The 14,490-nt window shown below is 68.8% G+C and carries 12 protein-coding genes and 1 other RNA gene; 7 read left to right on the top strand and 6 right to left on the bottom strand.

Annotated features, from left to right (window positions below; all coding sequences use genetic code 11):
- Positions 1 to 15 precede the first annotated feature (15 nt).
- Complete coding sequence (locus FB453_RS19650) at positions 16 to 618, top strand: TetR/AcrR family transcriptional regulator (RefSeq protein WP_145792213.1); 603 nt, start codon at positions 16 to 18, stop codon at positions 616 to 618.
- A 55-nt stretch (positions 619 to 673) separates the two neighbouring features.
- Positions 674 to 1,603 (top strand): expansin EXLX1 family cellulose-binding protein, encoded by a 930-nt coding sequence (locus tag FB453_RS19655; RefSeq protein ID WP_145792216.1) that lies wholly within the window; start codon positions 674 to 676, stop codon positions 1,601 to 1,603.
- A 164-nt stretch (positions 1,604 to 1,767) separates the two neighbouring features.
- On the opposite strand, the gene FB453_RS19660 is transcribed toward FB453_RS19655, so the two are convergent.
- A complete protein-coding gene (locus FB453_RS19660; RefSeq protein WP_112601004.1) occupies positions 1,768 to 2,148 on the bottom strand; it encodes a hypothetical protein in 381 nt (126 codons plus the stop codon).
- An 891-nt stretch (positions 2,149 to 3,039) separates the two neighbouring features.
- Here FB453_RS19660 and FB453_RS19665 point away from each other — a divergent pair.
- The 3 genes from FB453_RS19665 (at position 3,040) to FB453_RS19675 (ending at position 6,918) form a co-directional block, all read left to right on the top strand.
- Positions 3,040 to 3,510 carry a hypothetical protein gene (locus FB453_RS19665; protein ID WP_145792218.1) on the top strand — a complete coding sequence of 157 codons (471 nt, stop codon included), beginning with the start codon at positions 3,040 to 3,042 and terminating at the stop codon, positions 3,508 to 3,510.
- A gap of 48 nt (positions 3,511 to 3,558) precedes the next feature.
- Entirely contained in the window at positions 3,559 to 3,930 is a 372-nt protein-coding gene (locus FB453_RS19670; protein WP_145792221.1) for a hypothetical protein, read from the top strand.
- Between the two features lie 348 nt (positions 3,931 to 4,278).
- Positions 4,279 to 6,918 (top strand): TIM-barrel domain-containing protein, encoded by a 2,640-nt coding sequence (locus tag FB453_RS19675; protein WP_486480344.1) that lies wholly within the window; start codon positions 4,279 to 4,281, stop codon positions 6,916 to 6,918.
- 195 nt (positions 6,919 to 7,113) lie between these two features.
- Here the strand turns inward: FB453_RS19675 and FB453_RS19680 are convergent, their stop codons facing one another.
- The 3 genes from FB453_RS19680 to rnpB form a co-directional block, all read right to left on the bottom strand.
- Positions 7,114 to 7,710, bottom strand: a complete 597-nt coding sequence (locus FB453_RS19680; protein ID WP_145792226.1) for a hypothetical protein — start codon at positions 7,708 to 7,710, stop codon at positions 7,114 to 7,116.
- Positions 7,710 to 8,228 (bottom strand): SigE family RNA polymerase sigma factor, encoded by a 519-nt coding sequence (locus FB453_RS19685; RefSeq protein WP_112582624.1) that lies wholly within the window; start codon positions 8,226 to 8,228, stop codon positions 7,710 to 7,712. The genes FB453_RS19680 and FB453_RS19685 overlap by 1 nt, the downstream gene beginning before the upstream one ends.
- A gap of 1,045 nt (positions 8,229 to 9,273) precedes the next feature.
- Positions 9,274 to 9,689, bottom strand: an RNA gene (gene rnpB / locus FB453_RS19690) — RNase P RNA component class A.
- Between the two features lie 127 nt (positions 9,690 to 9,816).
- Between rnpB and FB453_RS19695 the strand changes: the two genes are divergently transcribed.
- Positions 9,817 to 10,578, top strand: coding sequence for a sulfite exporter TauE/SafE family protein (locus FB453_RS19695; RefSeq protein WP_145792228.1), 762 nt, complete (start codon positions 9,817 to 9,819; stop codon positions 10,576 to 10,578).
- A gap of 154 nt (positions 10,579 to 10,732) precedes the next feature.
- On the opposite strand, the gene FB453_RS19700 is transcribed toward FB453_RS19695, so the two are convergent.
- Positions 10,733 to 11,965: an MFS transporter gene (locus tag FB453_RS19700; protein WP_145792231.1), complete on the bottom strand. Its 1,233-nt coding sequence runs from the start codon at positions 11,963 to 11,965 to the stop codon at positions 10,733 to 10,735.
- Between the two features lie 54 nt (positions 11,966 to 12,019).
- On the opposite strand from FB453_RS19700, the gene FB453_RS19705 reads away from it, so the two are divergent.
- Entirely contained in the window at positions 12,020 to 12,481 is a 462-nt protein-coding gene (locus FB453_RS19705; RefSeq protein ID WP_145792234.1) for a MarR family transcriptional regulator, read from the top strand.
- 333 nt (positions 12,482 to 12,814) lie between these two features.
- Here FB453_RS19705 and mctP read toward each other — a convergent pair whose 3' ends face one another.
- The gene (mctP, locus tag FB453_RS19710) at positions 12,815 to 14,464 is read right to left on the bottom strand and encodes a monocarboxylate uptake permease MctP (protein ID WP_145792237.1); all 1,650 of its coding nucleotides are present in this window, start codon (positions 14,462 to 14,464) and stop codon (positions 12,815 to 12,817) included.
- Positions 14,465 to 14,490 lie beyond the last annotated feature (26 nt).

Consider the following 14,490-nt stretch of genomic DNA (forward strand, 5'->3'; position numbering starts at 1 on the left):
GGTATCGTTCTGCCCATGACGCCCAACACGGCCCGCCGGAGGGAGACGTCCCGGCGTGCCATCCTCACCGCAGCCTTCGACCTGCTTCAGGAAACGGGGTACGCGAAGCTCAGCATCGAGGGCATCGCCGCGCGGGCCGGCGTCGGCAAACAGACCATCTACCGCTGGTGGCCGTCGAAGGGCGCTGTCATCTTCGACGCCTTCCTCATGCTCAGCGAGGCCACCGAGGGTGGCCCGCCGACCCTGCCGGACACCGGCGACCTCGCGGCGGACCTGACAGTGGTGCTGCGCGCGACGGTCGAGGAGATGAACGACCCCCGGTACGAACAACCGATGCGCGCGCTGGCCACCGAGATCGCGCTCGATCCCGAGCTGGCCGCGGCGTACGCCGAACGGTTGGACGGGCCGCTGAAGGAGGCCAAACGGCAACGCCTGCGCAGCGCCCAGCAGGCCGGTCAGATCGCCGACGACGTCGACCTCGGCGTGGCGGTGGACATGATCTGGGGGCCGGTGCTCAACCGGTGGCTGCACCGCAGCGGGCCGCTCACCGCCGAGTACGCCGACCTCGTCGTCGCCACCGCCCTCAACGGACTGCGCCCCCGCCGATCCGGCGAGTGACGATCGGTGGGACGGCTTTGCGCTGCCACAGCGCGGTGCGGCAACATCAGGCGCCGTGACGGCACCAGGCACGGACCCCGACAACGACATCCCGGCCGGCGAGGACGGCACGCCCCGGTCGAGTCGGCGGGTCAGACACTGGTTGGCCGGCGCGGGGGTCACCGCCCTGGCCGCCGTCCTGGGCATCACCCTCGCGGTTCGCGGCGGCGCCACCCCGGCCTGCGCCGCGCCGCCGACCGGCAACGCCGTCCACAAGGGAACCGCCAGCTTCTACGACGCGGGCCGCTCGGGCGGCAACTGCTCCTTCCCCGGTCCGCCCGCGGACCGGCTCTACGTGGCCCTCGGGGCATCCCAGTACTCCGGATCGGCGGCTTGCGGCAGCTACCTGGAGGTCACCGGCCCGAAGGGCAAGGTCAGGGTCATGGTGATGGACCAGTGCGGCGGCTGCGGGCCCAGCAAGATCGACCTGTCCACCGAGGCGTTCACCAGGATCGCGGACCGGTCGCAGGGCATCGCGAACGTGTCGTACCGGGCGGTGGTGAACCCGCCGCTCGACGGAGGGCTCACCTTCCGGATGAAGGGCGGCGCCTCGAAGTACTGGTTCGCGGTGCAGGTTGGCAACCACGGCAACCCACTCCGCTCGGTCGAGGCGAAGGGACCGGGTGGTGGCTTCCGCAAGGCCGCCCGGCAGAGCGACAACCACTGGACGATCGAGGGCGGGATCGGCCCCGGGCCGTACAGCATCAGGGTCACCGACGTGTACGGACGCCAGGCGACCGCCGCCGGCATCCGCATGGTCACCAAGCAGGTGCAACGCAGCACGGCCACCCTCGCCAGCGCCTCCCCCACGCCCAGCAGCTCGCCCTCGGCCTCGCCGAGCCCCACCATCGCGCCCGCACCGACCCCGACGGAGTCAGTCGCACCGACGGCGACAGTCGAAGCGCTCGCGGGTGCCGCCGCTCCACTCGACCGCCCCCGCTGCTGACCGCTTGGTCTTGAGTGACCCGGTCCCGAACGGGAGAGTCTGCGCCGGTCGTGCCCCGACGGAGTGCCGGGCGAGGACTACCTTCCCGCCAGCGGCAGGCAGGTTGGCCGACGCCCCCTGAGGAGGGCGGCCATCCTCGCTGCCGCCGCCCATACGAATCGCGGCTATCGAACGACCGCAGTCGCGTCGGAATTCACGACATTGGCGGCCAATGCCTGCGCCTTGGCCAGGCTCTTCGACAGAGAAAAGGTGTTCTTGATGCCATGGAAGGCGCGGGAAAAACCACCGTCGCCGAGTGCCTCCAGGTGGATCTCACGACGATCCCCGTAATCTGTCAGGTAGACCCGGACGCCCCATGCGCCCATGGGGCCCTTACGGGAGGCCAACAATGCGACGTCGGGCTGATGGCCTAGCTGATCAAGGGGGTTGTTGCTGGCCGTCAAGGGTTCAATAGTGGCCTTGTGGCCGGCTAGCGCTACGTTGAGTATTGCCGCCGCCTCGGCTAGAGGGATTGCGGTCTCCACGATGACGGACTCGGTTTGCATGATGCGTCACGCCTCCTTTTGGGTCATCTCACGAGAGCGGCGATGTCGCAGCTAGCGACTCTGCCCGTTTTCCGCTGCCCGGCGCCGAGACTCGGCGACAAGGGCCTTCTGACGGTCTTCCTCTTCTTTCTTGCGAAGGCGGTGCTGCTCTTCGGCGTACTTTTTCTGATCCTCTGCCCTGCGAACCTCGGCGTAGTTCGGCTGAGCAGGCGGGACGTCTGGCATAGCAGCTCCCTCTACGATGGAGTGTCTCTCGAAGGACTATATCCGTCGAGTTCACAGTTCTAGCCAGCCCTTCGGTTTGCCCGCCCCACCTAACGTCGATCAACAGCGCCTTTTGATGTGCTTTACCAGCCTTCGGCAATTGACTGTCGGCTAGCCGACGCTCGACGGCAGACGCGCCCTGTTCTCGGGCCGTTGTTATTGTCAGCAGTGCGGACTCTGCCGGAATGCTTGTCGGACTCGTCGGCCAACGGGGGCGCCCACACAAGACGCCGGAACCGACGACGAGATCAGTCAAACCGACCGCTCGGGCCAGGACGGGGCGATCACCCAGCCGAGGGCTGCCGCGCTGCGTCGTGGCATGGCCGTCAACACCACACCGAAGCCGAGCGTCACGAGACCGACCGCATTCGCCAACTTGTCTGCGCGTCGTCGAGTCGTGTACCAGATCATCGCAGGCAGATCGACAGAGGAGCGTGGCGTGGATTCGTTCAACGTGGAGCTTTTCGCGGACTACCACCAGATCCACCACCTGACGAAGCCCTGCAGACGATGGAGCGGCTGCGCGTGCAGGTGTGGCCAGCCCCTGAGTGAGGAGCCTGTGGTGTTGAGACGCTGGGACGGCGAATCCGGGTTGCGTCAGGACAGGTAGCGGTCGAGTATCGCCGGGTGGATGCTGTCGTGCAGTGGGTTCGCACGTCGTGGACGAAGCGTTCGCGCGGCGGAGCCGAGGCGACCCGGCGTAACGCCGTACCGGTGTCGTTCGTCCTGCCGGCGTGGGCGGCGCCGCTCGCCCACGAGGTGGACATGGCGGAGGCCGATGGGTTCGAGCCTCGCGAGGGCCTGCGACGCGTGTCGTACCGGAGCGATGTGCGTCTCCGGCTGGTGGACGGTCAACTCCGGGTTGAACTGCTCGCGTCGGCCTGGGGTAGGCCGCGCCGTCACCGCCGGCCGCCTGCGGTGCGACTCGCCCACGGCGAATGGCTGCGCTGGCAGATCAACTACCGCTTCACCGGAACGTCTGACGGCGCCTGGCTGTACCGCTTGGACACGCTCAACCTGGCACATGGCGCAGTTCCGGCCGACACCTTCCTCGGTGAACCGCCTCGATTCATCGACGAGCGCGCGCCTATCTGGTAGCTGCCGCCGCTGCGGCCTCGGCCTTGGTACCCGCCGTACCATCTCACGATGATCTCGGAAATCTTCGATGCGCGCGGCGGGCTGACTTACGTCGACCGCCTCGACGTCACCCGAGGCAACCCCCTCAGGGCTGTCCGACGGATGGCCTGGCCGACCGTGAGGCTGCACGCCGACGACACGACGCTGACCTTCACGTCGCGCACCGGATCGGACACCCTGGAGCACTTCTACGTGGCCGCGCTGGCGCACCATCCGTTTCACCGACGGATTCCGGTGCCGGCGACCGCCGTCTGCTTCGACGTCGAGGGACGCGACCAGATTCTGCTCTTCTGGACTCCCCGCGCGGGCGCGGTCCTGCGCGCACTCGACAAGCTGGGTTGGGACGCCGAACAGCCCGAGCCCTGGACCCCGTACATCTGAGCTGGTGGTGGTGCAGTAGCCCACCAGCCTGGCGGCCCGTCTTCGTCACCGTGCGCAGCGACGCCTGCCGGACGAGTACGGCAGGTGACGAAAGAGAGAAGGGACACCCTCCGAGGCCCGTTGACATGCGTTTCGAGCGAGTGACAGCGTTGTCATCGACTCATTTCCTCCATTTGAGACGAGGAGCGCATCTTGCTCTATCGGAACTCACCCCGCCGTAGCGCGACAGCAGTCGCCGCAGTCGGCATTCTCATCACGGGGCTGGCGCTCGCCCCGTCCGCGCCGGCCCAGGCCAGCCGCCACCGGGCGCAAGACGGAGCCGTACGGTCGGGTGACGCACGTTTCGAAGTGCTGTCCCCGACCCTGATCCGCACCGAGTACCAGAAGGGCGGCAGGTTCACCGATGCCGCCACGTTCAACGCCATCGGGCGCGACGATTTCCCCCGTACGCGTTTCACGAAGCACGTCGACAACGGCTGGCTCACCCTCGACACGGGCGCGATGACGTTGCGTTACCGGGTCGGCTCGGGCGCGTTCACCGCCGACAACCTCACGGTGCAGCTCAAGGCCGGCAAGCAGGTCGTGCAGGGCCAACCCTGGGCCGGTCACACCGCCCCGGCCTGCGCGTTCGGGGCGCTCTGCGAGGCCGAATCGCTGCAGTTGAACGGCCCCGGCGTGGCCACCGACCACAGGGGATTCACCGGACGCGGCTTCGCGGCCGGTTTCGCCTCGTCGGGCGACTCGATCAAATTCGCGCTCGACGCTCCCGAGGGCGGCACGAAGCAGCTCGCCGTCCGCTACGCCAACAGCACCGGTGGCGACGGCCAGAACGTGGACCGCACCCTGACTGTTCAGGTCGACGGCGACGCCGGCCACACCTTGACGCTGCCGCCCACCGCGAACTGGGACACCTGGGGCCTGGCCAACGTGCCGGTCGACCTCACCGCGGGCCGGCACGAGATCAGCGTCGTGCGGGGTCCCAACGACTCCGGCAACGTGAACGTCGACAGCCTCGCGGTGGTCAACCCGGGTGATTCGTTCCCGGCGCCGACCCCGCCCCAGCCGCAGCCCCTGCGGTTCGGCACGCTGGCAGAGGCCGAGACCGGCGCGCTGACCGGCGGCGCGAGGCCCGCGAACGACCACAACGGCGCATCCGGTACGGGATTCCTGGCCGGCCTGGAGAGCACCACGTCCGCCGACACGCTCACAGTGACGGATGTTCCGTCCGCCGGTGACTACCAGGTGCAGATCCGGTACGCCAACGGCCAGGCTGGTGCCCAGCCGACCCAGACGCGCACCATGTCGGTCACCGCGGGAACGGCTGCGCCGGTCACGGCGACCCTTCCGCCGACCAGCGGGTGGGACTACTGGAACACCGTTTCCGTCCCGGTCCACCTCGACCGAGGCACCAACACCGTGACGCTGGGCTGCCCCACGGACGCCAGTTGCAACGTCAACGTGGACACGGTCGCCGTCACGAGCAAGGGCTCCCCGCTGCTCGCCCCGCACGCGCCGCTCGGCGGCTACCGCCGGGGCCTGGACGGCGTGACCGGTTCCGCCCTTACCGCTCCGGGCCTGCTCTACCAGGACGGCTGGTACCTGCTCGACGACTCGGCCTCGGCCCTGAGCAACACCAAGCCCCGGCCCGCCGCCGAGCAGGACGGCTACGTCTTCGCGTACGGGCAGGACTTCACCCGCGCCCTGAAGGACCTGTCGACCCTGACCGGGCCCACGAAGCTGCTGCCGAAGTGGGCGTACGGGGTGTGGTACTCCGAGTACTACGACCGCACCGCCACCGAGTTCCAGAACCTCGTGACCCGCGCCAAGGCCGAGGGTGTCCCGCTGGATGTGCTCGTCCTCGACACCGACGTCAAGGCGCCGGACAAGTGGAACGGCTGGAGCATCGACCCCACCCGCATCCCCGACCCGAAGGCGTTCTTCGACTGGGCCAGGAAGCAGGGCCTGCACACCGGCATCAACATCCACCCGAGCATCCTCGGCTCGGACCCGAAGTTCGCGCAGGCGCAGGCCACCGCGAAGGGCAAGCTCCAGCGCGTCGGCTGCAACGGCGGGCCCGACTGCTACGCGTTCGACTTCGGCGACCCGGACCAGCTCACTGCGTACATGCAGCTCCACGACGGGATGATCCCGAAGGGCAGCAAGGGCCCGGACCTCTGGTGGCTGGACTGGTGCTGCGACAACACGAAGTCCTCGCTCGCCGGGGTGACCGCGGACGCATGGATCAACCAGCAGTACGCCGACAAGACCGGCTTCGCGTTCTCCCGGGCGTACGGCTCGTTGCAGGCCGGCGGCTACAGCAGCCCGACCCCGGTGTCGACCGGCCCGTGGGCCGACAAGCGCACCACGCTGCACTTCACCGGCGACACCACCTCCGACTGGTCCACCCTGCAGATGGAGGTCGGCTACACGCCCGGCGAGTCGGCGGCGACCGGGCTGGCCGCGGTCAGCCACGACATCGGCGGGCACACCGGCGGCCTCCAGGAGCCGGGCAGCGAACCGGGCAGCACCAAGCTGCCCGACGACCTCTACGCCCGGTGGGTGCAGTTCGGCACGTTCCAGCCGATCGACCGGCTGCACTCCAACCACAGTGACCGGCTGCCCTGGCAGTACGGCCCGGCCGCGAACGCGTCGGCCAAGAAGTTCCTGAACCTGCGGGAGAAGCTGCTGCCGTACACCTACGCCGCCGCCAAGGAGGCCACCCGCACGGGTACGCCCATCGTCCGCTCGATGTACCTCGCGTACCCGAACGAGCAGGCCGCGTACGCCACCGCCGGTTCGCAGTACCTCTACGGCCCGGACTACCTGGTGGCACCCGTGACGACGCCCGGCAACACCGCCTCGACGTTGGTGTGGTTCCCGCCCGGCAACAGCTGGACCGACATCTTCACCGGGAAGACGTACCGGGGCGGCACCACGCAGAACATCACCACCACGCTGGACACCATGCCGGTGTTCAAGAAGCACTAAAGCCTGTTTGCAGGGATCCGGACACCGGCCGGGTGGGGCAACCCACCCGGCCGGTTCGTTGGCTAGTCCCTTTGAGCATCTCTTTCTCAGCATCGATGTGCCGGCGAGGCCGGCGGACCTGGACCTCGCCGGGCTAAGGCGGGAGCCCGCGACCGCGCGTCATGCTGGGCGCGTAGGTCGTTGGTCCACGACGCTTCAGTCCATCTCACAGAACGGCGGGTTGCCGGAGGTGATCCCCAGGTCTCTGCAATCGAAGGCGCTGCCCTGGCTGTGGTACCGCCAGCCCCCGCCGGCCCTGTAGTGGAACAGGTAGACCCCGTCGCCGGTGATCGGACCATCCGGTTCGGCCGTCGCCCAGGCCCGCCAGCAACTGACGCTCGACGACACGAAATACCAATCCTTAGGCAGCTTCACCAGTTTCTCTAGGGTCTTCGCCGAGGGACAGTCGGGATACTGGGGTCGGTTACTGGTTCGCGTGGATGAGGGCGTCGACGACGGCGGCGTCGTGCTCGGCGTCGACGACGGCGTCGTGCTCGGCGTCGCGGAGGTCGGGGCGACGCTGGGTGCCGGCGGCTGGGTCGCGACCGGAGTCGACGGTCCCGGCCGGTTGACGGTGGCAAAGGCGACTGGGGCGCCGATGGCGAGCACCACCGCGGCGGCGCCGGTGGTGAACGCGGTACGCCGTTGCGACTGCCGCGACTTGCGCAGGGCGCGTTCGTACATGTCGGTTCTGCCGCCGTGCTCGGCCAGATCGGACATGGCCTGCCGCATCGGCCCGAGGTTGTCGGTCATCAGGCTTCCTCCATCACGGCCGAGAGGAGGTTGGGTGCCATCTCTCGCATGCGGGCCAGCGCCTTGCTGGTCTGGCTCTTGATCGTGCCAACCGAGCAGTTCAGCAGATCCGCGGCCTCGGCCTCGCTGCGGTCCTCGAAGAACCGCAACACCAGCACGGCGCGCTGCCTCCGGGTGAGTTGGGCAAGGGCCTTGTGCAGCGCGAGCTTGAGATCGGTACGCCGGGCGTGGTCACTGCCGGGCTGCGCCATGTCGGTGAGATCGCCCGGCATGGACTCGGCTACCTTGCGGCGCCGCCACCAGCTCACATGCTGGTGGTACATGGCCGTGCGGGTGTAAGCCTCGAAGTGTCCGAGATCATCCAGCCGGTTTCGGCCTCGATGAGTGCGGGCCAGCGCATCCTGTACCAGATCCTCGGCGAGGTGCCGGTCACCGGTCAGCAGGAACGCCGTCCGCAGCAGCGCGGGCGACCGGGTCTGGACGAACTCGCGAAAAAGCTCGTCTATGGAGTTCGACATGCTCCGCTCGTGCCCCCCGTGTGCCGAAATTCGTTCCGGCGGCGCTGTCCGTCGATGCGGCCCGGGCCGACTATGCCGTATACCGTCGCCGGTACGGACCAGCGCGCTACCCTCGGTCACCACGGCTTAGGGATACTGGCAGAACGGCGCAGGCTCGTTGATACCGAGATCCATACAGTCGTAAGCGCTGCCCTGGCTGTGGTACCGCCAGCCCGTGCCGGCCTTGTATTGGAACAGGTAGACGCCGTCGCCGGTGCTCGGACCGTCCGGCTCGGCCGTCGCCCATCCCTTCCAGCACTCCACGCTCGACGGAACGAAATACCAGCCCTTCGGCAGTGCTACCAGTTTCGCGAGGGCCTTCGCCGAGGGACACGTGACGCTCCCGGCCGTACGGTCCGACGCCTTCGCAGCCACAGCGGGCGAAGTGGCTGGGGCAACCTCAACCGGAGCAGCCGAAGTGGGAGTCGACGCAGCGGCGGGCGGAGCAGCGGCGGGCGGCGTAGGAGACGGCGTGGAACTACAAGCGGCAACTCCAAACAGGACGGTGGCAACGGGCAACAGTGAACGTAGACGCGTAGACATCTCAGGTCCTCCGGATCGTGGCTGTCTTGGCTTACATCCGGGTACATGCGATCCACCGCCCGCAGGTTGCCGCCGATCCGAAAAACTTCAAGAAACTCGGCCGCTCCGGACCAACTGGCGACAGCTGGTCGTCCGGGCTCGATCAGGTGGCACTTCTTCGGCGACACTCCAACCGAACGTCGACGCCGTCGCGCTCTGGATGCCCGACCAGGGCTCCCGCTCAGGGCCGCGTCACGTCGTTCGACGACTCGATCATCTGCTTGGCCCCGTCCTGCTTGATCAAGCACGCCAGATGATCCGCCGAGTCCCCAGGCAGGTGTCAACCATCAGAATCGGCAGCACGCGGCGGTCCGTGGGCCGTCTGGGCCGCCGCCGGGCCGTATGGGCCGACCAATGACGATCAGCAGCGTCTGGAGAAACAGCAGGTCGGCCCCGCGTGATGGGCGGCTGGCCTGGTGGGCGACGGACGAGTCGACCTGTACGCCGGATTCTGTGCGCGGCGCGTACCCCGAGGGGTTTGCGCCGGCGGCGGCCATCCATCTCGGCCTGCCGTTGCCGGCAGGCTCCAGCGGCCTACCCGCAGACATCGGGCGGGCAGCCCTCAAGCGTCTGCGCCGGGTCGTCATCTTGCGGTGACGGCCCTTGCTTGGCCTTGCTCCGGGTGGGGTTTACCGAGCCACCCCGGTCACCCGGGGTGCTGGTGGGCTCTTACCCCACCGTTTCACCCTTACCGTCCCCGTTGGGGTCGGCGGTCTGTTTTCTGTGGCACTTTCCCGCGGGTCGCCCCGGGTTGCCGTTAACAACCACCCTGCCCTGTGGAGTCCGGACGTTCCTCGGCGGCGGGCCGAAGCCCGCCGACGCGGCCGCCCGGTCGACTCGTCCGTCGCGCTCTCATCCTAACGACGAGCGTGCTGCGGGTATTGCCGCCCCGCCTGAGCAAGATCGCGCTGCTCAAGGACGATCCGGCGAATGCTTGCCGTAGGGCGACGGCTAGCCTCGTGGGGCTATGGATCTCTCCCACGCCGCGCTGCTGCTCGCCGCCGGTCTCGCCGCTGGCACTGTCAACGCGGTGGCCGGTGGCGGTTCGCTGATCACCTTTCCGGCGATGATCGCGATCGGGTTGCCCCCGGTGCCGGCGAACGTCAGCAACTCCGTCGCCGTCTTCCCCGGGTACCTGGCCAGCGTGGCGGGCAGCCGGCAGGACCTGCCGCGCCCCCGTGCGCTGGCCACGCTGGTGCCCACCACCATCGCGGGCACGATTATCGGGGCGTTGCTGCTGCTGGCCACTCCGGCCCGCGCGTTCGAGCTGGTCGTACCGTTTCTGGTCCTCGGCGCGACAGCGGTCCTGGCCTTCCAGGATCCGCTGCGCCGCCTGGTCGGTCACCCCCGGGACCTGTCGCCACGCCGGCGGACGATCGCGGTGCAGACGATGGTCGCGCTCGGTGCGGTGTACGGCGGTTACTTCGGTGCGGCGCTCGGGGTGATGCTGGTGGCCGGGCTGGCCCTGGTGCTGGACGCGACCCTGGCCCGGGTGAGCGCGATCAAGAATCTGCTGTCGGCGGTGGTGGGGTTTACGACGCTCGTGGTGTTCGCCCTGTTCGGCCCCTTGAACTGGGCGGCGGTCGCGGTGGTCGCGCCGGCCACCCTGATTGGGGGGTACGCGGGCGCCCGGCTCGTCCGCCGGTTGCCGTCGGTGGTGCTCAAGACGGTGATCGTGGTGTTCGGCACGACGATCGGCCTCTACCTGCTCTGGCGCGCCCTCAACTGACGGACGCCCGGCCCGCAAACACCGACGCGCCATCCAAGATCCAAGCAACTTCAGGGAAAGTGCTGCCTCAGCGGGCAGCGAGGCAGCACTTTCCCCGAAACTGCGCGGATCTTGGGTGGCGCGTCGCGGAGCGGCAGGGCCGGGACCGGGACGGTCAGTAGGCCTCGCCTACCGGTTCCTCGGCGGTGTGCTCGGTCTTCGCGGCGGCGCGGTTCCAGCGGGACCAGAGGACCCGCTCGCCGTAGCCGGCGGCCATCACGTGTGCGAAGGCCAGGTAGACGAGCACGCCGACGGCGAGCACCCCGAAGCCGACCCAGAACGGCAGCGACAGCGACTGCTCGGCGAGCTTGCCGGAGATGATCGGTGCCGGCGCGGCGGCGCCCCAGCGGACCAGGTTGAAGGCGCCGGTGGCGACGCGCCGGTCGCTGGAGCCGAGGCCGAGCGCCAGGTCGGTGAGGTTGGCGTTGGCCAGCCCCATGCAGAGCCCGGCGAGCACCAGCACCACGAGCGCCTCGGCGGTGCTGGTAGAGGTGGCGAAGAGGACCATGCAGACCAGCAGCCCGGCGATGGCCACGCCGACGGTCTGTACCGCGCCGATGCGGTGGGCCAGCCGGTGACCGATCACCATGATGCCGGCGGCCAGGCCGAGCCCCCAGCCGGTGAAGGCGAGCCCCAGCGGGATGACGTCCAGGCCGAGGAAGAGCGGCGTGTAGCCGAGCACCACGAAGAACACGAAGTTGTACGCGGCGGTGACCACGCAGAGGGCGATGAACGCCGGTCGGCGGTAGGTGGCGAAGATCTGGCCGACGCGTACCGGGGCCTGCCGGTTGGTGGGCTCGCGGAGTTTGCGGGAGGCCACGCCGAGGGCGAGGACCATGAAGACGCCGCAGACGAAGAACGGCAGCCGCCAGCTGACCTCGCCGAGCAGGCCACCGATCAGCGGTCCGACGGCGAAGCCCAGGCCCAGGGCGGTCTCGAAGAGGCCCACCACCCATTCCCGGTCGACGGCCAGGTTGACCAGCACCACCATGGCGGTGGCGAAGAACATCGCGTTGCCCAGCCCCCAGACGCCGCGCAGCACGGAGAGCTGCACGATGTTGTCGCTGAACGAGGCGAGGATCGCGGCGAGGCCGACCACTGAGACGCCGGTGATGAGCACCGGCTTGAAGCCGAACCGGCCACTGGCCAGCGTCGCCGGGATCATGCCAAGGGCCATGACCGCGATGTACGCGGTGAACAGCAACTCGACCTGCCAGGCGGTGACCCCGATCGCCTCGCCGATGGCCGGCAGGATCGGGTCGACGACGGCGATGCCGGCGATGGCGAGGAAGGCCACCAGCGTGGTGGCGTAGATGGCACTGCGGTTCGGTTCGGAACGCCGATCCACTCCGACTCCTCAGATAGCTGTATCGTACAGGTACTTATTCTGTATCATACAGCTATGAGCGACGACCACGACGAGAGCACCCTCGGCCGGATCGAGACCGAGGTGGCCCTGCTGATGCGCTTCGGCGAGGCCACCCGGCGGGCGACCGGCACCGCCGAGCACCGGGTGCTGGACCGCGCGGCGTACGTCATCCTGCGCCACCTGGCCGACGCCGGCCCGCAGAACGTCTCGGCGCTCGCCGCCCGACTCAACCTGGACGGCTCGACAGTCACCCGGCAGGTCTCCGCGCTTCAGCGCGACGGCCTGATCACCCGTGCCCCGGACCCGTCCGACGGCCGCGGCACTGTCATTTCCCCCACCCCGGCCGGTCTGCAACGGATGGCCGCCGTCCAGGCCGCCCGCACCCGGCTCTACGGCGACATGCTGTCCGACTGGAGCCCAGAGGACCGCTCCACCCTGGCAGCCCTGCTGGGCCGCCTCAACCAGGCCCTGATAAACCGCAACCGCCCCCGCTAACCCCACCCCACCCACCCCGCCCCGCCCCGCCCTGCCCACCCCGCCCGCCCTGCCCCGCCTTCGCCGATCTTGCAGTTTCGGTGGGGACAATTGGCACCAATCACCACCAAACGAGCACCATAACTGCAAGATCGACGCGGGAGAGCGCGGGAGAGCGCGGAAGACGCGGGGAGTGCGCGGGAGACGCGGGAGGGCGGGAGACGCGGGAGGGCGGGAGACGCGGGAGGGCGGGAGGAGAGGGAGGGCGGCGCGCGGGCGGGCGGGAGACGCGCGGGGCACACAGGGACGCCCGGGCACCGACCCACGTCGGTGCCCGGGCGTACGTAGATGAGGTCAGGCGACCGGTTCGCGGGCCGAGTCGGCGTCGCGGTCGGTGCCCGGGGTGACCCGGGGGTCGCCCTCGTCGGCGAAGTAGTCGTCGGGCTCGGTGCCGTCGACTCCTTCCTCGACCTTCGCGGCCCGCAGCGCCAGCGTCACCAGCGCCGCGACGGCCAGGTTGACCGCCACCGCCACGATGCCGACGTAGATCGTCCGGGTGGTGTCGAACCCGAACTCCGACAGCGGGAACGCCGAGCCGCCGAAGTGCTTCCGGGTCGGGCTGGCCACCTGGTAGAGCATCCACATGCCCAACCCCATGCCGGCCACCCAGCCGACGATCAGGCCGGTGCGGTGGAACCAGCGGGTGTAGAGGCCCAGCGCCACCGCCGGCAGCGTCTGCAGGATGATCACGCCACCGATCAGCTGGAGGTCGATGGAGAACTGCGGGTCGAGGAAGACGATGCAGGCCACCGCGCCGACCTTCACCACCAGCGAGGTGATCTTCGAGACGGTCGCCTCCTGGGCCGGGGAGGCGTCCCGCTTCAGGTACTCCTTGTAGATGTTGCGGGTGAACAGGTTCGCCGCCGCGATCGACATGATCGCCGCGGGCACCAGCGCGCCGATGCCGATCGCCGCGTACGCGACACCGGCGAACCAGTCCGGGAACTGCTGGTCGAACAGCAGCGGGACGATGGTGTTGTTGTCCACCGAGCCGGCCGAGTTGCCGGGCAGCGGCTTCACGCCAGCGGCGATGGCCATGTAGCCGAGCAGCGCGATCAACCCGAGCAGCAGGCTGTACGCGGGCAGCGCCGACATGTTCCGCTTGATCACGTCGCGGTTCCTGCTGGCCAGCACACCGGTGATGCTGTGCGGGTAGAGGAAGAGCGCCAACGCCGAGCCGAGCGCCAGCGTCACGTACTGAAGCTGGTTGTTGCCGTTGAGCAGGATGCCGTCGTTCGGGTTGGGCGAGGCGTCGAACTTCGCGTCCGCGGCGGCGAAGATGTCACCCCAGCCGCCCAGCTTGTACGGCAGGTAGATGACCGCCACCAGGATCACGATGTAGATCAGGCTGTCCTTGACGAACGCGATCAGCGCGGGCGCGCGCAACCCTGACTGGTACGTGTAGGCGGCGAGGATGGCGAACGCGATGATGATCGGCAGGTGCCGGGCCAGCGCGTTGTCGCCGGTGACGCCCATCGTCTTGAGTACCGCCTCGATGCCGATCAGCTGCAACGCGATGTACGGCATGGTGGCGACGATGCCGGTGATCGCGATCAGCAGCGCCAGCACCGGCGAGTCGAACCGGTTGCGGACGAAGTCGGCCGGCGTGACGAACCCGTGCCGGTGAGACACCGACCAGAGCCGCACCAGCACCAGGAAGACCAGCGGGTAGATGACGATGGTGTACGGAACGGCGAAGAACCCGGCCGCGCCGGCACCGAACATCAACGCCGGCACCGCCACGAAGGTGTACGCGGTGTAGAGGTCACCGCCGACCAGGAACCAGGTGATCCAGCCGCCGAAGCTCCGCCCGCCCAGCCCCCACTCGTCCAGGTGCGCCATGTCCTTCGGTGCGCGCCACCGGGCGGCCACGAAGCCCATCACGCTGACCAGGAGGAACAGCAGCGAGAAGACGATGATCTCGGTGAGATGGTCGCGCCACATCACTGGACCTCCTTCGTTCGCGACTG

Source organism: Micromonospora sp. CNZ322, from assembly GCF_007827755.1.